Source organism: Kitasatospora sp. NPDC058243 (assembly GCF_042882025.1).
Taxonomy (GTDB): domain Bacteria; phylum Actinomycetota; class Actinomycetes; order Streptomycetales; family Streptomycetaceae; genus Kitasatospora.
In genome coordinates this window covers 80,640-98,410 of record NZ_JBHVWW010000026.1, presented here as the reverse complement: position 1 = coordinate 98,410, position 17,771 = coordinate 80,640, and the positions used below count along the sequence as shown (strand labels likewise).

At 75.3% G+C, this 17,771-nt stretch carries 11 protein-coding genes; 8 read left to right on the top strand and 3 right to left on the bottom strand.

Annotated elements, in window-relative coordinates; all coding sequences use genetic code 11:
• Positions 1-91: 91 nt before the first annotated feature.
• The gene (locus ACFVX9_RS19170) at positions 92-1,393 is read right to left on the bottom strand and encodes an AAA family ATPase (protein WP_387982632.1); all 1,302 of its coding nucleotides are present in this window, start codon (positions 1,391-1,393) and stop codon (positions 92-94) included.
• A 617-nt stretch (positions 1,394-2,010) separates the two neighbouring features.
• Here ACFVX9_RS19170 and ACFVX9_RS19165 point away from each other — a divergent pair.
• Together ACFVX9_RS19165 and ACFVX9_RS19160 are read left to right on the top strand one after the other, a co-directional pair.
• Positions 2,011-2,361 (top strand): hypothetical protein, encoded by a 351-nt coding sequence (locus tag ACFVX9_RS19165; RefSeq protein ID WP_063350555.1) that lies wholly within the window; start codon positions 2,011-2,013, stop codon positions 2,359-2,361.
• A 217-nt stretch (positions 2,362-2,578) separates the two neighbouring features.
• Positions 2,579-3,277: a sigma-70 family RNA polymerase sigma factor gene (locus tag ACFVX9_RS19160; RefSeq protein ID WP_063350556.1), complete on the top strand. Its 699-nt coding sequence runs from the start codon at positions 2,579-2,581 to the stop codon at positions 3,275-3,277.
• A gap of 75 nt (positions 3,278-3,352) precedes the next feature.
• Here the strand turns inward: ACFVX9_RS19160 and ACFVX9_RS19155 are convergent, their stop codons facing one another.
• A complete protein-coding gene (locus ACFVX9_RS19155) occupies positions 3,353-6,172 on the bottom strand; it encodes a BTAD domain-containing putative transcriptional regulator (RefSeq protein WP_380481848.1) in 2,820 nt (939 codons plus the stop codon).
• Positions 6,173-6,523: 351 nt separating this feature from the next.
• Between ACFVX9_RS19155 and ACFVX9_RS19150 the strand changes: the two genes are divergently transcribed.
• On the top strand, positions 6,524-9,307 hold the full coding sequence (locus tag ACFVX9_RS19150) for a BTAD domain-containing putative transcriptional regulator (protein ID WP_387982630.1): 2,784 nt from the start codon (positions 6,524-6,526) through the stop codon (positions 9,305-9,307).
• 295 nt (positions 9,308-9,602) lie between these two features.
• Positions 9,603-11,993, top strand: coding sequence for an ATP-binding protein (locus ACFVX9_RS19145; RefSeq protein ID WP_387982628.1), 2,391 nt, complete (start codon positions 9,603-9,605; stop codon positions 11,991-11,993).
• A gap of 259 nt (positions 11,994-12,252) precedes the next feature.
• Here the strand turns inward: ACFVX9_RS19145 and ACFVX9_RS19140 are convergent, their stop codons facing one another.
• Positions 12,253-13,518, bottom strand: coding sequence for a serine hydrolase domain-containing protein (locus tag ACFVX9_RS19140; protein WP_380482649.1), 1,266 nt, complete (start codon positions 13,516-13,518; stop codon positions 12,253-12,255).
• 251 nt (positions 13,519-13,769) lie between these two features.
• Here ACFVX9_RS19140 and ACFVX9_RS19135 point away from each other — a divergent pair, with 251 nt between their 5' ends.
• The 4 genes from ACFVX9_RS19135 (at position 13,770) to ACFVX9_RS19120 (ending at position 17,569) form a co-directional block, all read left to right on the top strand.
• Positions 13,770-14,768 (top strand): phospholipase D-like domain-containing protein, encoded by a 999-nt coding sequence (locus tag ACFVX9_RS19135; RefSeq protein ID WP_380482646.1) that lies wholly within the window; start codon positions 13,770-13,772, stop codon positions 14,766-14,768.
• A gap of 78 nt (positions 14,769-14,846) precedes the next feature.
• On the top strand, positions 14,847-15,731 hold the full coding sequence (locus ACFVX9_RS19130; protein WP_380369945.1) for an alkaline phosphatase family protein: 885 nt from the start codon (positions 14,847-14,849) through the stop codon (positions 15,729-15,731).
• Between the two features lie 123 nt (positions 15,732-15,854).
• On the top strand, positions 15,855-16,445 hold the full coding sequence (locus ACFVX9_RS19125) for a hypothetical protein (RefSeq protein WP_387982625.1): 591 nt from the start codon (positions 15,855-15,857) through the stop codon (positions 16,443-16,445).
• 134 nt (positions 16,446-16,579) lie between these two features.
• Positions 16,580-17,569 carry a hypothetical protein gene (locus ACFVX9_RS19120; RefSeq protein WP_063350563.1) on the top strand — a complete coding sequence of 330 codons (990 nt, stop codon included), beginning with the start codon at positions 16,580-16,582 and terminating at the stop codon, positions 17,567-17,569.
• Positions 17,570-17,771: the final 202 nt, after the last annotated feature.

The window sequence follows — 17,771 nt, the reverse complement described above, 5'->3', positions numbered from 1 at the left end:
GTCGTCCGACAACACCAACTCGACCTTTGGTCGACCCGTCCGCGCCATAGGCCAAGTCTATATTTATGAATGAAATTCCAGACTCAGGACACTAGTGGAGGGCGGCGGCGGCGTGGGGGCCGGCGGCGGGCGGGGCGAAGTGCATGCCCTCGGCGACCAGGGCGGTGAGGTCGAGGTAGGCGCGGCGGGTCTTGGGGCGCAGCTTGGCCGGGTCGAACTCCCCGCCCAGAGCCAGGTGTTCGTCGAAGGGGAGGACCACGACGCCGCGGCAGCGGTTCTCGAAGTGGGCGACGAGTTCCTCCACCCGGATCGTCCGGCCGCTGCTGCGGACGCTGGAGATCAGGGTCACGCTGCGCTGCGCCAGCGAGCCGTAGCCGTTGGTGTACAGCCACTCCAGGGTGGCGTCGGCGCTGCTCGCGCCGTCGATGCTGGTGGTGGCGGTGATGACCAGCTGGTCGGCGAGGTCGAGGACGGCGCGCATGGAGCTGTGCAGCAGGCCGGTGCCGCAGTCGGCGAGGATGATCGGGTACTGCCGGGCGAGCAGGTCGACGAGCCGCCGGTAGTGCTCGCCGCTGAAGCTGTTGGCGATCGCCGGGTCCGAGTCGTTGGCCAGGACCTCCAGCCCGCTGGGGGTGAGCGAGGTGAAGCGGCGGACGTCCATGTAGCCGGTGATGGTGGCCTCGGCGGCGAGCATGTCGTGGACGGTGGCCCCGGTCTCCCGGTGGACCCGCTTGCTGAGGGTGCCGGTGTCCGGGTTGGCGTCGACGGCGACCACCTTGTCGGCGCGGATCTCGGCGAGGACGGAGCCGAGCGCCAGGGTCGTCGAGGTCTTGCCGACACCGCCCTTGAGGCCGATCACCGCGATCCGGAAGGAGCGGTGGAGCGGGGTGCGGATGGCCGCCGTCAGCCGTTCCCGTTCCCGCTCTCCCCGGCCGAGGCCCAGGCCGGCGGGCAGGCCCAGGGTGCGGCGGCCCCGCCGTGCGGCGGGGGCCTGCGGCGGCGCGGAGTGCGGGGCTTGTGGGGCCAGTGGGGCAGGCATGGCCGGTATGGCCGGAAGCGCGGCCTGGGGGAGCTGCGGCAGCAGGGCGAACGGCTCCGGGGGCAGCGCGACCGGGGCCGGCCGCGCCTGCGGGGGCACCAGGACCGTCCCGAGCACATCCAGTGGCTGCTGCCAGTCCGGCCCGGCGAGGTGTCCGGCGCTCGGCGCGGCGCTCGGCCCGGAACTGGGGATGGCGGGCGGCGCGGCACTGGGGACGGCGCTCGGGATGGTCGCCGTTGCGACGGCCAGGGCGCCGGCCGCCGGGAGGACGGGGCCGTAGTCGGGGGCGAGGTCCCAGTCCGGGCCCTGCGTCAGACGGTGCACCCGCCCGGTGTGCGTGTGGTCGGCCGCCATGTGTTCGCCTCCTGCTCGCCGTGTCGGCCCTGTCTGGTGCACCGGATTCCGGCGCCCCCCGCGCCGGCCGGGTACGGGGCCGTCCGATCGGTTCAACGGCCCGGGCCGGGAGCACCGTTCAACGGGAGCGCGGGACGCTGCGGCCCACTCGCGTCCCACCCCCCTCGGGAATGGGCTCCCGGCCGTGCGCGGCCCAGCACGGCCCGGTGGAGCCGGGCGATGTCTACGGACGACGGGCCGGTTCCGGTTCACCCGGCGCCATGGCCGGGGCAGGGTGAACCGCCCCCGGCGGACGGCCCGTTGAGCGGGTCGGGGCGCGCACTGTGCCTCCCCCCGCGCTTGGAGGACCTGATGGGCACCACCCCCCACCGCATCGGCCGCCCGGCCTGCACCCCCGAGCACCGGCCGGTCGGCTAGGTCCTCTCGTTCGGGCCTCGTCGTCGGCCGAACCGGTGTGCGGGCGGCAGCTGAGCGGCAGCTGCCCGGCCGTACCGGAAAACCCTCTGCTGGACCGGCTGTCAGTAGATACCGTCTTCGGATGGCACTCGATGCGGAACGAGTGCCATGCAGGAGCAGCCGGCGTGACTCCCGTGGGACGGGATGGGGGAGGGACAACGATGGATCCGGACGGGCCGGACGTGCGCGAGGTCGTCGCGGCGCTGGTACGGCAGGAGGAGCCGAGCAGGCCCGGGCCACCCGCGCTGGTGGTGCCCGAGGGCACGGCGGAGGAGGTGACCGCCGCCGCCCGGCGGCTCGCCCTGCGGGCGCTGCCGACCGAGCGGTGGAGGCCGGAGCCCGCACCGGGGCTGCGGGAGCTGGCGGCGGCGCTGGTGGTCGACGAGCACCCCTCGGCACCGGCCTGGTCGGCGGTGGAGCGGGAGCAGCTGGCGACCTGGGTCGCGGTGCTGATCGAGCACCGGGGGGAGGACGGGGTCCAGGAGCTGGTGCGCGTGCTCAACGAGGCCTGAGGGGCGGCCTGGTGGCCACGGGATGGGCGTGGAGTGGCCGCGAGATGGCCGGGAGGTGGCCGTACGGCGTCCTGGCCTGCGGCCCGGCCGTGCGGGGCCGGGGCGTTGGCGGATCGTTGGTGCGGCCTTGGCGGCTGCGGGCAGTCTGCTGCTTGTAGCCGCCGGGGAAGTCCGGTCGGTGTGTCGCCCTGCCCTTGCCCGATCTGAGAGGCCGCGCGTGTCGAAGCAGCCCGTCGCCCAGCCCACGTCCGTCGCCCAGCCGCCCGTCGGCCCGCCGGCCGGCACGGACCCGTCGGCCACCACGGGATCCGCCCCCGCGCCCGGCACGCCGAAGGCGGCCCGCCCGACCCTCGACCCGGACACGCTCGCCGAGATCCACCGGCTGCACGGCGGCTACCTGCTGCGCGCGCTGCTGCGTGCCACCGGCGGCGACCGGGGCAAGGCCGAGGACATCCTCCAGGAGACCCTGCTGCGCGCCTGGCAGCACCCCGAGGCGCTGGCGGCCGGTGCCGAGCAGAGCCGCCCCTGGCTGTTCACGGTGGCCCGGCGGATCGCGATCGACCACTACCGGATGGCCGCCGCCCGCGCCAAGGAGGTGATCGGCGAGCCGCTGGAGGACCGTCCGCTCGCCGAGGACCCGTACGAGCAGGTGGTCGTCGCCCGGGACATCGCGCTGGCCCTGCGCCGGGTGCAGAAGCACCACCGCGAGGTGTTGGTCGAACTGCACCTGCGGGACCGCTCGGTGGTGGAGGCGGCGGCCCGGCTCGGGGTGCCGCCGGGGACGGTCAAGTCCCGCAACTTCTACGCGATCCGGGCGCTGCGCCCGGTCCTCGCGGCGGAGCACGGCTACGGCCCGGCCGACGGCCGCGGCCAGGCCGCCGCGCTCGACCGCTCGGGTGCCGCCGTCTCGCGCTGACCGCTGACCGGCTTCCCGCTGACCGGCCTCCGGTGGCCGCCTCCCGGCGACCGGGGGCGGACGCCCGGTGGCCGGTCAGTGCCGGCGTGGCGAGCGCGAGTTCAGCGACTCCTCCAGGCTGGTGGTGAACTCGCTCTGCACCCCGGCCAGTTGATCGTGGCTGCGGAAGCGGTCGAGCGCCGAGCGCAGCCGGTCCAGGGCCTCCGGTTCACGGCCGCGGCTCAGCAGGTAGGCGGCGTGCGACTGTTCGGCGATGGCCTGGAGGTAGAGCAGGCCCGCCTCCTCGCAGCCGGCCAGCAGCCGGTGCCAGGCCAGGTCGACGGTCTCGCTGCGCCCCTGCGGGGGCAGGGTGTGCGCCTCGGTCAGCATCGACCAGAGATGGATCGAGGTGACCGGGCGGGCGGGCAGCAGCTCCCTGGCCTCCCGGGCCTGCCGCAGCGCGCCCTGCCGGTCCCCGGCCAGCATGCTCACCCAGCTGTGGTGGACCAGGGCGACGGCCAGCGGCCGGGGGTCGCCGGACTCCACGGCCAGCGCGGCCGAGCCGGACGCCAGCCGGGCGGCCTCGGTCGCGCTGCCCAGGATCGCGGTGATCAGCGACTGGGTGGCGAGCGCGCGGGCGTACGCGGCGCGGCCCGCGGGCCCGGTCGCGGACTCGCCGGCGGCCACCGCCCGGCGCGCCGCCTCGGCCGCCTCCTGACGGCGTTCCAGCCCGAGCAGCGCGTTCGCCCGGGAGCCGTGCAACTGGGCGGCGGCCAGCTCGTCGCCGCACCGCTCGGCCGCCCGGACGCCCGCGCGCAGACAGCCCAGCCAGTCGGTGAACCGGCTGGAGCCGTAGTACAGCGGGCCGGCGGCCTGGGCCAGCCGCCAGACCCGGTCCGGGTCGTCGGCGGTGCTAGTGATCAGCGCGCGGATCGCGGGCTCCTCGGCCTGGAACCAGTCCAGTGCGGCGCGGATGCCGTCGGCCGGCGGCAGGGCCCGCGGCGGGTGGACGAGCGTGTCGAAACCGTCCTGGCCCGGCTCGATGAACTCGCCGCCCTGCCGCAGCGCCGCCTGGTAGTAGTCCAGCAGCCGCTCCCGGGCGAGGCGCCGGCGCGGCTCGGGCTGCTCGGCGAGCAGCCCGGTGCTGAACAGCCGGACCAGCTCGGCGCGGCCGTAGCGCCCGGGCGCCGCACCGGTGAGCAGGTGGTGGGCGGCGAGTTCGCCGAGCGACCGGCGGGCGGTGGCCGGGTCGGTGCCGAGCACGGCGGCACTGGTCAGGGTGTCCACCTCCCGGCCCGGGTGGGCGGCCAGGAGGGTGAGCAGCTCGGCGGCGCCGGGGGAGAGGCGGCGGTACGTCAGGAGGAGTTCGGTGGTGACGCCGGTCGCGCCGTCGGCGTCCAGGACGGGCAGCCTGGTCTGCTCGTCGGCGAGTTCGGCGACCAGTTCGGCGATCGTCCAGTCCGGGCGGGTGGCCAGCCGGGCCGCGGCGATCCGCAGCGCCAGCGGCAGGTGGTCGCAGAGCCCGGCCAGTTCGGCGGCGGCGGCCGGTTCGGCCCGCAGCCGGTCGGGGCTGAGCGCGCGCTCCAGCAATCGCAGCGAGTCGTCCTGGGGCAGCGGGGGCAGCCGCAGCAGGGCCGCACCGTCGGCGGCCACCAGCCCCTCCAGCGAGCCGCGGCTGGTCACCACGGCGGCGCAGCCGGGCCCCTGCGGCAGCAGGTCGGCGACCTGGTCGGCATCGGCGGCGTCGTCCAGGACCACCAGCAGGCGCCGCCCCCTGGTCCGGTCGCGGTACAGCGCGGCCCGGCCGTCCCGGTCCTCGGGGACGGCGCCCTCGGAGACCCCGAGGGCCCGCAGGAAGCCGCCGAGGGCGGCCTCCGGGTCGGCCGGGCCGGCCGGGTCGAGGCCCCGCAGGTCGGCGAACAGCTGCCCGTCCGGGAAGTGCGGGGCGCGGCGGTGTGCCCAGGCGGTGACCAGCGCGCTCTTGCCGGCCCCGGCCGGTCCGACCACCAGGGCCAGGCCGTCACCGGCGCGCTCCGGGCCGCACTCGCCGTCCAGCCAGTGGCTCTCGCCGTCCCGGCCGACGAAGTCGACCGGGCGGCGCGGGAGTTGACGGGGCACCCGGGGCGCGGCCGGAGGAGTCGCCGAGCGGGCCGGGGCCGGCTGCTCGGCCCGGCCCCCGGACAGCACCTCGGCGAGCGCCGCCTGGAGCGCCGGGCCGGGCCGGATCCCCAGCTCGCGGTCCAGCCGCACCCGGGCCTGGTGGTAGGCGGACAGCGCGTCCGCCGGCCGGCCGGCCTGGTGCAGGCAGCGCATCAGCAGCGCCACCAGCTCTTCGCGCAGCCCGTCCGTCCGCACGTGCTGTTCCAGGGCCGGCACCGCCGCCACCCCGCTGCCCTGGCGCAGCCGCAGCCCGGCCCAGCTGAGCACGGCGGCGGTGCGGGCCTGCTCCAGCTGGTCGACCACGGCCGCGCGCACGGCGGTGTCGGGCAGGTCGGCCAGGGCCTCGCCGCGCCACAGCCGCAACGCCTGTTCCAGCAGCGCGATCGCCTGCGCGTCCGCCGTGGCGCAGCCGAGCCCGGCCTGTTCGGCGGCCCGGTCGGTCAGCGCCTCGAAGCACAGCGCGTCCACCTCCTCGGCCGGACCGGCCAGCAGGTAGCCGGACGAGCGGGTGTGCAGCACGAACGGGGTGTCGGCGATCGCCTTGCGCAGCGCCGCCACGTGCCCCTGCAAGGCGGCCCGGGCGCTGGCCGGCGGCCGCTCTCCCCACAGCAGCTCGCAGAAGCCGTCCACCCCGACCACCCGGCCCAGCCGCAACGCGAGCAGCGCCAGGATCGCCCTGCGCTGCGCCCCCGGCAGCGAGGCGAAGCCGTCCGCCCCGGCCCGCAGCTCCACCGGGCCGAGGAGCCGAATCCGCACCAGTACCCCCACTTCACCCCACGACGGGCAGGGCGTCCCCCCGCCCCATTGATGTCCCGGGCGTGCCCCGGGGTGGAGCAGTGTAGTGCCCTGAAGTGTCCTGTTCGCGCCAGATCGCCCGCTCCCCGGGCGCCACCGGGTGGCGGCGCCCGGCGCAACGGACGCCGAGCCCGGGCCCTGCGGAACCCGCGGGGCCCGCGTTCGACCCGACAAGATCCACAAATCCCGAGCAGACCCCATCCGGCCGCGTGCACGTGACCGGACCAGGCCTATCCTCTGACGACGCCGGGAAGACGCCGGAGGTTGTCGTCGGCGGCGGATCCGATCGGCGACAGGGGAGGAGAGGGCCGCATGCACATCGACCTGCTCGGGCCGGTCGCCGTACGACGGGACGACGGGACGACGGTCACACCCTCGGCCCCCAAACGCCGCGCCCTGCTGAGCACCCTCGCCATCCGGCTCAACCAGACCGTCGGCACCGACGAGCTGATCGAGCTGGTCTGGGACGGCGACGCGCCCCCCACCGCCCGCGCCGCGCTCCAGGGGCACGTCGCGGCCCTGCGCCAACTGCTCGACTGCCCCGGGCTCACCCTGGGCACCCGCGGCGCCGGCTACCTGCTGGCCGGCGACCCCGACCGGGTGGACCTGCTGCACTTCCGCGGGCTCTGCGACCGGGCGGGCGTGCTGCGGCCCGCCCCGGCCGCGCCCGCCGCGAGCACCGAGCCCGAGCCGCACGATCCGGCCGTGCCCCTGCTGCGCGCCGCCCTGGACCTGTTCCGCGGCCCGGCCCTCGTCGACTGCGGGTCCGTCCTGCTGCGCGAGCGCACCCTGCCGCACGTCACCGACCTGCGGCTGCGCGCCCTGGACCGGCTCGCCGAGGGCCTGCTCGGGGCCGGCCGCGGCGGCGAGCTGGCCGCCGAGCTGGCCGAGGCGGCGGCCGCCCACCCGACCCGGCAGACGCTGGCCGCCCGGCTGGTCCGCTGCCTCGACCAGGCCGGCCGCCGGGACGAGGCGGCGGCCTGGTACGACCGGGCGGTGGCGCGGCTCTCCGGCCCGCCCGGCCCGGAGCTGCGCCACGCCGGTGAGCGGTCGGCGGACGGCCCCGAGCGGGACGGGCCGCCCAGACCCGCCCGGCTTCCGAGGCGCGGTGCGCCGGACCGCAGGTTCACCGGCCGGTCGGCCGAATTCGCCCGGCTCGACGAGGCCCTGGCCGCCGCCGTCCGCTCCGGCCACCCGATCCTGGTCACCGGGCCGGCCGGGGTCGGCAAGACCAGCCTGGTCCAGCACTGGTTGCAGCGGTCCGCCGAGCACTTCCCCGACGGAGTCCTGCACGCCGAGCTGGGCGGCTTCGACCCGGCCGGGCCCCGCGAACCCGCCGACGTGCTGGCCGGGTTCCTGCTCGCCCTCGGCGAGCCGGCGGGAGCCCTGCCCGCCTCGCCGGAGGAGCGGGAGCAGCGCTACCGGGAACTGCTGGCCGGCCGCCGGCTGCTGATCGTGTTGGACGACGCGCGCTCGTACGAGCAGCTCGCCCCGCTGCTGCCCGACCCGCCCCCGCCGGGGGACGGGCCGGCCTGGGACGGGGACGGGGCCGTCGGCACCCCCGGGGACGGGGACGCCGGCACCCCCGGCACCCCCGTCGTCGTCGTCACCAGCCGCAGCCGGCTGCGCGACCTGCTGGTCCGGGACGGCGGCATCCCGCTCCCGCTGGGCGTGCTCGGCGCCGAGGACGCGGCCGAACTGCTCGCCCGGACCCTCGGCCCGGCCCGGGTCGCCGCCGAACCGCAGGCGGCCGCCGACCTCGCCGCGGCCTGCGACCACCTGCCGCTCGCCCTGCGGCTGGCCGCCGCCCGGCTGGCCGCCCGCCCCGGCTGGACCCTGGGCGACCTGGCCGCGGAACTCGCCGACGAGCAGACCGGCCTCGCCACCCTGGCCGGCACCGACCGCGGCCCGATCGGCGTCACCACCGCCCTGGACCACACCTACCGCACCCTGCCGCCCGCCCCCGCCCGGCTGTTCACCCTGCTCGGCCTGCACCCCGGCGCGGTGATCGACACCGCCACCGCCGCCGCGCTCGCCGACCTGCCGCCCGCCACCACCCGCACCCTGCTGACCCGCCTCGACGCCGTCCACCTGCTGGAGGAGACCACGCCCGGCCGCTACGCCCGGCGCGAGCTGGTCCGGCGCTACGCGGCCGGGCAGGCCGCCGAACTCACCTGCGACGACCGGTTCGTCGCCCTCGACCGGCTGATCGCCCACTACCTCGCGGTCACCGCGGCCTGGACCACCGGAGGCTGGACCACCGCGGCCTGGACGCCCGAGGGTGGCGGCGCGGCCCCGGCGGACGCGGCCGCCTGGTTCCGCCGCGAGGAGAGCGCCCTGCGCGCGGTGGTGGTCTGCGCCGAGCAGTTCGGCCGGACCGCCGAATCCTGGCAGCTCGCCCACCGGATAGGCCTGCTGTACGAGACCACCGGCCACGACCGGACGCACTGGCGCGCCGTCACCGAGGCCGGCCTGCGCGCCGCCCACGGCTGCGCGGACCAGGCGGCCGTCGCCCGGCTGGCCACCGACCTCGCCGTCCTGCACGTCGACCGCGCCGCCCACCGCACCGCCGTCCAGCAGCTGGAACGGGCCGTGGCCGCCGCCGACCGGGCCGGCGACCAACTGCTGCGCCACCACTGCCGGGCCCGGGTGGCCGGTGCACTGCTGCGGGCCGGGCGCTACGACCAGGCCCTGCCGCTGATGACCGACCTGGTGAGCGCGGCCCGCACCCCGGCCGTCGGCGACCTGCTCGTCCGCGCGCTCACCGACCTCGCCGACGCGCTGGTCCTGGCCGGCGCCCCCGGCCCGGCCCTGGTCCACGCCGACGAGGCCGTCCGGGTCGCCACCACCCGTTCCGGCGCCGAGGCCGTCCTCGCCACCCAGAGCCGGGCCCGCGCCCTGCAGGCGCTCGGCCGCCGCGACGCCGCCCTGTCCACGGCCCGACTCGCCGTCGCCCTGGGCCGCACGGTCGGCGACACCGGGCTGGAGTCCCGCACCCACGGCCTGCTGGCGGACCTGCTGTGCGAACTGGGCCGTACCACCGAGGGCGCCGTCGCCAGACGGCAGGCCCGGGCCCTGGCGGCGGGGGAGCGCTGACGGTGCGCCGCCCCGCCGCAGCAGCAGCCCTGTCCCGCCCGTCCCGCTCGCCCTGTTCGTCCCGTCCGATCGGCGCAACCACAGGCGGAACTATGGGCAGAACCAGCACGCGCGGCCGTCCCACCAGCGGGTGGGACGCCGCGGCCCGCGCCGGGGTGCCCGGCGCCTGAGCTGGGCGCTCGATGCTGGGAAAGAGCTGGGTACGAGGCATACTTCTGCCCGGGAATACTTCTGCCTGGGACGGTCGATCAGGCACAACGCCTGGCAGAAGTAACGGCGCTAGCAGGGGCGGGACATGACGGCTGTGAGCGGCACGGGAACGGGCACGGACTCCGAGGGGGTCGGCGACTTCGGCCGCCTGCTGGCCGGGCACCGGGTGGCGGCGGGCCTGACCCAGGAGGAGCTCGCCGCGGCGGCCGGCGTCAGCCTGCGCGCCGTCGGGGACATGGAGCGCGGCCGCACCCGGGGGCCGCAGCGGCGTACCGTCCGGGCCCTGGCCGAGACGCTGGGCCTGGACGCCCCGCAAACCGCCGCGCTGGACCGGGCCGCCCAGTGCGGCCGCCCCCGGGGGACCAGGCCGGTGTCGGCCGCCGCCCCCACCCGTGGACCGGCCGCCCCCGCCCCGGCCCCCGTCGGACCGGCCGAGACCGGGGACGCCGCGCCCGCCGCCCCGCTCGTGCCCGGCGCCCTCGCGCTGCCCCGCGACATCGCCGACTTCACCGCCCGCGAGGACGCCCTCGCCCTGCTGGCCGAGCTGGCCGAGGACGACCGGCCCGCCCACCCCCGGGTGGTGCTGATCAGCGGTCAGCCCGGTCTGGGCAAGACCGCCTTCGCCCTGCACGCCGCCCACACCCTGGCCCCCTTCTTCCCCGACGGGCAGCTCTCGCTCGACCTCGGCGGCATGGCCGCCACCCCGCTCTCCGCCCGCGACGCGCTCGGCCAGGTGCTGCGCGCCCTGGGCGTCGCCGACAACGCCGTGCCCGCCGGGACGGAGGAGCGGGCCGGCCTCTACCGGGCCCTGGTGCGCGAGCGCCGGCTCGTCCTGGTCCTGGACAACGTCGCCGACGAGAGCCAGGTGCGCCCGCTGCTGCCCGGCTCCGGGCCCGCCGTGACCCTGGTGACCAGCCGCAACGCCCTGCCCGGACTGGAGTCGGTGCTCCGCCTGCGGCTGGACGCCCTGGCCCCGGGCGAGGCCGCCGACCTGCTGGCCCGGATCGCCGGCCGCGAGCGGATCGACGCGGCGCCCGACGCCACCGCCGAACTGGCCCGGCTCTGCGGCTACCTGCCGCTCGCGCTGCGCATCGCCGGGCAGCGGCTGGTGGCCCGCCCGCAGCAGCCGGTCAGCCATCTGGTGCGCCAACTGGCCGCCGAGGAACACCGGTTGGACCTGCTGGAGACCGGGGACCTGGCCGTCCGCCCGGCCTTCGCGCTGTCCTACCGGCGGCTGCCGGCCGAATCCCAGCTGGTGCTGCGCCGCTCGGCACTGACCGCCGGGCACGACTTCACCGCCGCCGTCGCCGCCGCCTACGCGGGCCTGCCGCCCGGCCGGACCGAACTCGTCCTGGAGCAGCTGATCGACGCCGGGCTGGTGCAACTCGCCACCCCGGAGCGCTACCGGCTGCACGACCTGGTCCGGCTCTACGCGGGCGAGCGGCTCGACGCCGACGAGGGCCCCGAGGCGGTGGCGCAGGCCCGGGCCAGGGCCGGTGACTGGCTGCTGAACCGGGCCGCCGAGTACGGCCTGCGGTTCGACCCGGACCACGCGGCGGCGGACCCCGACGCCGACCCCGACGCCGACGCGGACCGGACCGGCCCCCCGGTGCCGCTCACCGAGGCGGCGCGCTGGCTGGAGGAGGAGCACCCGGAGTGGCTGGCCGCCCTCCACCAGGCCTTCGCCGCCGGCCGGCACCGGGAGGTGATCGACACCGCCGAGGCCATGCACTGGTTCTCCGACCGGCTGCTGAGCTGGGACATCTGGGCCGAGGTCTTCCAGCTGTCGGTCGACGCGGCCCGCGCCTGCGGCGACCAACTGGCCGAGGCCGTCCACGTCAACTACCTGGCGTGGACGTACGTCACCTGCCTGCACCGCTACCAGCGCGGCATCGACCTGGCCAACGAGGGGCTGGAACTGGCCCGCCGGATCGGCGCCCGGGAGCAGGAGGGCTGGGCGCTGACCTACCTCGCGGCCGGTCTGCGGCACCTGCACCGGCACCGGGAGGCCATCGACGCCTACCACCGGGCCGCGGACGCCTTCGCCGCCGTCAACAGCCGCGCCGGCTGGATCGGCCGGCTGGTCACGCTGCGCGGCGCGGCCAACTGCCTGCGCGACTCGGGCCGGGCCGAGGAGGCGGTGGAGTCCCGCCGGCGCGCGCTGGCCGGCGCGCTGGAGCTGGTGGAGCGCTGGTCCTCGCCGCTGATGCACCTGGCGGCAGCCATGACGGCCCACGAACTCGGCCTGGACCGCGCCGCGCTGGGGCGCTGGCCGGCCGCCGAGAAGGCCTACCGGCAGGCCCTGACCCACTACGAGGAGGTCGGCCGGCCGGACAGCATGACCAAGACCCTCACCGAGCTCGGCACCGCCCTGATCGAGCAGGGCCGCGCCGAGGAGGCCCGCGAACTCCTCACCGAGGCGCTCACCGACCTCAGCGCGGACGGCCCCCGGCAGGGGCGGCGCCGGACGGGGTGAGGCCCGCACTAGGGCGTGTTTCATAATTCGCGTTGGATCAGCGCGCGGCGTTGGGCGCCCGGCTGGGCGTGCCGGCGAAGCGTCCTCGTACTGGGCCGTACTTGGACGTTTCGCCGGTGCGGTCAGGCGGGATGCCCGGCGTCGCGCGCCCGGCGGGAATTATGAAACACGCCCTAGGGAACGCCCGGGGCCCGAGACGCGCACGCCCGCACGGCGGGTGGGCCGTGCGGGCGCGTGAGCGGCGGACTGTGCGGGTCGGTCAGATCCGGGTGTCCTCGACCACCGGCAGCGAGTGGTTCTCGGTGAAGGCGCTCGGGGCGAACGAGTTCCGCGGCGCGACGGCCGGCTTCTTGCCGCAGAAGGCCGGCTCCAGCGCGTTCATCAGGCCCTGCGTCACGGAGCCGTTGTTGGAGGCGTTGGCGAACACGACGACGGAGCGCTTGCCGTCCGGGGTGGCGAACGACTGGGTCTGGAAGCCCTGGACGATGCCGCCGTGGCCGTACACGTCGCCGCAGGACAGCGAGATGCGGCGCAGCCCGAGGCCGTAGCTGATCTTGGCGGTGGGGGTGGCCAGGGCGGCCGTCATCTGCTTCAGCGAGTCGTCCGAGACCAGCCCGCCGGAGCTGCCCGCCATCAGCGCGGTGAGGAAGTGGTCGAGGTCGGCGGCGTCGGAGATGACCGCGCCGGCCGTCCACACCCAGGAGCCGGTCTGCTGGGTGGAGTCCAGCAGCGGCTTGCTGCGGTTGTCGTTGGTGAGGTAGCCGGTGACGTGGGCGCCCTGGATCTCCTGGTCGGGCACGACGAAGGAGGTCTTGCTCAGGCCCAGCGGCTCGATGATCCGCTCGCGCAGGACGTCCTCGTAGGGGCGGCCGGTGAGGTGCTCGACCGCGAGGCCCATCAGGACGAAGTCGGTGTTGGAGTAGGAGTACCGGCTGCCGGGCGTGTACTGCTGGCCGTGCTTGACGGACATCGCCACCAGGTCGCGCGGCGCGTACACGTTGGTGCGGATGCGCGCCTCGAAGGCGCTGGTGGTCTCCTCGCCGGCCTGCTCCAGCAGGTCGTTGGTGTGGTCGTAGATCCCGGCGCGGTGCTCCATGACCTGGCGGCCCGTCATGGTCCAGGTGTCCGGCAGGGTGCCGGCCGGCAGGTAGTCGCGCAGCGGCTTGTCGAGGTCGATCAGGCCCTGCTCCGCCAGCTGCATCACGAGAACGGCGTTGAACATCTTGCTGTTGCTGCCGACCCGGAACCTCCACGAGGAGTTCATCGGGGTGCCGTCCAGGTCGGCCTTGCCGACGGCCAGCGACCGGGTGGACTCGGCGTCGCCGTGGTCGCGGATCACCGCGAAGGCGCCCGGGGCGCCCGCGTCGGTGGTGGCCTGGAGGGCGGCGCGCACCGCGGCCGTGTCCGGGGTGGGCGCGCCGGTGGTGCCCTGGTCGGCGGCCACGGCCTGCGCGGCTCCGGTCGCCAGCAGGACGACACCCGCGGCCGCCACCGCGAGCGGACGCAGAAGGCTGATCTTCGCCATGATCCTCTGTTCTCTCACTCGGCTGACGCGGCGTCCGGCCACGTCCTCGAAGATCCACTATCACCGGCGGGGCCGGTGGCTGGCAAAGTGAACCGGATCGGCCGCACCATCCGTTTCCCGACCCGGGGTCAAGGTTTTACCTGCTGTCGTCTACCCGCGTCGACCGATCCACCCGATGCTGTTCGGGCGCCTCGCGCGTGCTCCCGCACCTTCGCCCAGGCCTTCCCCCCTCACCGATCGTGGAGTTCCGCATGCCCCTGGCCACCTCCGCGCGCCGGGCCGGCGCGCTGCTGCTCGCCGCCGCCGGCCTGATACCGCTGTCCGGCACCGCCCAGGCCGCCACCGCCGCCACCGCCGCCACGTACACGCCGATCGTGTTCCCGGACCAGGACCACGGCGTCGTCTACGACCTCATCAACTCGGCCACACGCTCGGTCGACGTGACCATGTACGAGCTGCGCGACACCACCGCCGTCAACGCCCTGATCGGCCGCCGACGGGCCGGCCTCACCGTCCGGGTGATCCTCGACGGCCGGCACACCTCGGTCAACGGCGCCGCCTACTCGGCCCTGCGGGCCGCCGGCGTCGGGGTGACGTACTCCTCCTCCGCGTTCGTCTACACCCACCAGAAGACCGTCACCGTGGACGGCGCCAAGTCCCTGATCCTGACCGGGAACCTGGACTCCACCTACTACTCCAGCAGCCGCGACTACGGCGTCGTCGACACCGACGCCAACGACGTCGCCGCGATCGAGCAGGTCTTCGCCGCCGACTACGCCCAGACCTCGATCACCCCCTCCGACGGCGACAACCTGGTCTGGTCGCCCACCGACTCGCAGGCCCGCCTGCTGGACCTGATCAACGGCGCGCAGCACACGCTGGACCTGGAGCAGCTGGAGTTCGGCGACCAGGCCCTGGTGGACGCGGTCGCCGCGGCCGCCGGCCGGGGCGTCACCGTGCGGGTGGTGGGCATGAACCCCTCGTCCTACAGCAGCTACTTCGACCAGGTGGTCACGGCCGGCGGCCAGGTGGTCACCTACTCCTCGACCACGGGCCTGTACATCCACGCCAAGGCGATCGTCGCCGACTACGGCACGCCCTCGGCCAAGGTGTTCGCCGGTTCGGAGAACTTCTCCGACAACTCGCTGAACAACAACCGCGAGCTGGGCCTGATCACCACCGACTCCGGCGTGCTGACCACCGTCGAGTCCACCGCCGCCCGCGACTTCGCCAACGGCACGCCGTACTAGACGCCGTACCGGACCGGTTCGTCGCGCAGCCCTGATCGAGCGTCCGCGCCAGGGCCGCTCCCTACCCGAGGAATTGTCATGACTTCGTCCACCAAGCACGGCTCCCGCCGCACCGCCACCGCCCTCGGCTCGGTGGCCGCCCTGCTCGCGGCCTCCGCCGGCCTCTGGGCCGCCACCGCCGCCACCGCGCAGGCCGCCGCCCTGCCCGCGCCCGACCACATCGTCGTCGTGGTGATGGAGAACCACGCCTACAACCAGGTCGTCGGCAGCAGCAGCGCCCCGTACCTCAACTCCCTGGCCACCGGCGGCGCCAACCTCACCCAGTCGTTCGGCATCACCCACCCCAGCCAGCCGAACTACTACGCCCTGTTCTCCGGCTCCACCCAGGGCGTCACCGACGACAGCTGCGTCTCCGTCGGCGCCCTCCAGGGCCCCAACCTGGCCTCCGAGGTCACCGCCGCCGGCAGGACCTGGGCCAGCTACAACGAGACCCTGCCCGCCCAGGGCAGCACCACGTGCAGCAGCGGCAAGTACGCGCAGAAGCACAACCCCTGGTTCGGCTTCGGCAACGTCCCGTTGAACTCGGCCAGGACCTTCGCCCAGTTCCCGACCGACTACACCACCCTGCCGAACGTCTCCTTCGTCGTACCGAACCTCTGCAGCGACATGCACGACTGCTCGGTCGGCACCGGCGACACCTGGATCAAGAACAACCTCGGCGCCTACGCCACCTGGGCCAAGAGCCACAACAGCCTGCTCGTGGTCACCTTCGACGAGGACAACCGGCTCGCGGGCAACCGCATCCCGACCGTCTTCTACGGCGCCCACGTCACCCCCGGCAGCACCTCCGCCGCCACCTACAACCACTACAACGTGCTGCGCACCCTGGAGGACCTCGCCGGCGCCACCACCCACGCGGGCAACGCGGCCAACGCCGCTGACATCACCGGCATCTGGAACTGAGGCCCGCCGCCCGGCCCTCCACCAGGAGCCGCCCCCGGACCACCGGCCGCCCCGCGCCCGCCGCGCGGGGCGGCCGCCGCGTCGGAGGTCGACAGCGGCGCGGGGGGCGGCAAGGATGGGGGCGTGCGATTCGATGCCGTGCCGATGCCGGAGCGGGTGGGGGAGCGGCCCCGGGACGTCCGGGGCTATCCGGTGCCGGCGATCACGCCCTGGCGTGGCGGCGAGCCGCAGTTCGCGTTGACCGACCACGAGCGCAGCGCGAACTGCGCGCTGGAGCGCCTCTGTTCGGTGTGCGGGGGATTCATGGCCCGGGGCCCGGTGTGGCGCGTGGTCGGGGCGGCGGAGAGCGCGGCGATCGGGGCCGCGCTCGCCGAGGGGCGGCCGTACCGCAACCTCGCGTCGACCATGGAGGGGCCCGGCCACCGGGCCTGCATGCTCTACGCGGCGATGGTGTGCCCGTACCTGGCCCGGCCGAACGCCCGGCGCCGGGCGGCGGCGCACGGCGGCGCGGACGAGCTGACGGCGGCCGCCGTGCGCGGGGCGGTGCGGGGCGGCACGGGGGCGGTGGTCGGGTTCGGCGACTACGAGTACGCCGTCACCGAGAGCCGGGTGCTGTTCCGTTTCCTGGATCCGGTCGAGTTCCTGCCGCACGAGTCCGCCGACGAGCAGCTGCCCGCGCTCCGGGCCGAGTTGGCCTCGCGCGGCGGACTTTAGCGGAGGATTTGCACTGTTCCCCCCGTACCGGGCACGAACCAGTGGCAGACTGAGGCGGACATGACCAGTCCTGGATCGGGGGCGGCCGTCCATCAGCGACGGCATCAGGGCACCGACATCGAGGAGCACGTTTCTTGACCACTCACCTCAGGCACGGCACCGGCGCGCGGAAGGTGCTGGCGCTGCTGGCGGCACTGTGCGGGATCGTCGGCCTCACCGCGCTCGGTACGACCCCTGCGGCGGCGGCCGATTCGCGACACGCGATCTACGCCATCGCGCACCGGGTCGACACCCTGGACGGCGTGGACGCCGCGCTCGGCCACGGCGCCAACGCCATCGAGATCGACGTCTGCGCCTGGTGGAACCCGAACGAATGGCGCGCCTACCACGACTGTTCCTCGGCCGGTGAGAACCGCCTGGGCCCCAGCTTCGACAGCATGATCGACCGCATCCTCTCCAACGCCAACGCCGGACGCCGGCTGTCGCTGGTCTGGCTGGACATCAAGGACCCGAACTACTGCGGGGAACAGCCCAACCGCACGTGCAGCGTCGCCGGACTGCGCGACAAGGCGCAGCGGTTGACGGCCGCCGGGATCCAGGTGCTCTACGGCTTCTTCGAGTACCACGGCGGCAACACCCCGGACGTCGGCGGCAGGGGCTGGCAGAGCCTGGAAGGCAAGCTCGGCCCGCTGGAGGGCATCACGTCCACCGGCACCCGTGACCAGGTCCAGGGCGCCTTCAACCGGTCCGGTTCCGGATTCCCGGCCGGTCACCGGGCGATGGACTACGGCGACACCGACATCACCAAGGGCTTCGGCAACTGCACGGAGGCCACCTACAACACGTGCGCGGAGCTGAAGAAGGGCGCCGGGGACCGCGCCGCCGGGCGGCTCGCGGCCACGCTGTCCTGGACGGCCACCTACAACGACCCGTGGTACGTCGACAAGCTGCTCGGCGACGCGGGTGTGGACGGCATCATCGCCGGCTACGGCGCCTTCACCGGCGTGCGCGAGTACGACAACAGCTGGCAGTGCGCCAACGCCATCAACCTCGTCCGTGACTGGGTGAATCGCCACAGCGGTACCCACCGCATGGCCAACAGCGGCGACCGCCTGTTCCGCTAGGCCTGTTCCGCTGGGCCTGTTCCGCTGGGCCTGTTCCGCGGGGCCCTGCCCGGCCGAAGGGCACCCGCCGTCCCGCCCGCCAGCTGCCTGTGCGGCCGGCGGGCGGGACGGCGCGACAGTCCGCTGGTGGCAGTCCACTTCTTCTCTGCGGAGCCTTCGCCGGTCCCCACCCCCAGCTCCTTTTCGTCCTCTTTGTAGGTCA

What these genes read in the sequence shown, in the direction of transcription:
- ACFVX9_RS19140 (WP_380482649.1), bottom strand. Translation starts at nt 13,518, where the DNA reads ATGGCGAAGATCAGCCTTCTGCGTCCGCTCGCGGTGGCGGCCGCGGGT.
- ACFVX9_RS19130 (WP_380369945.1), top strand. Translation starts at nt 14,847, where the DNA reads ATGACTTCGTCCACCAAGCACGGCTCCCGCCGCACCGCCACCGCCCTC.
- ACFVX9_RS19150 (WP_387982630.1), top strand. Translation starts at nt 6,524, where the DNA reads ATGCACATCGACCTGCTCGGGCCGGTCGCCGTACGACGGGACGACGGG.
- ACFVX9_RS19135 (WP_380482646.1), top strand. Translation starts at nt 13,770, where the DNA reads ATGCCCCTGGCCACCTCCGCGCGCCGGGCCGGCGCGCTGCTGCTCGCC.
- ACFVX9_RS19170 (WP_387982632.1), bottom strand. Translation starts at nt 1,393, where the DNA reads ATGGCGGCCGACCACACGCACACCGGGCGGGTGCACCGTCTGACGCAG.
- ACFVX9_RS19145 (WP_387982628.1), top strand. Translation starts at nt 9,603, where the DNA reads ATGACGGCTGTGAGCGGCACGGGAACGGGCACGGACTCCGAGGGGGTC.
- ACFVX9_RS19165 (WP_063350555.1), top strand. Translation starts at nt 2,011, where the DNA reads ATGGATCCGGACGGGCCGGACGTGCGCGAGGTCGTCGCGGCGCTGGTA.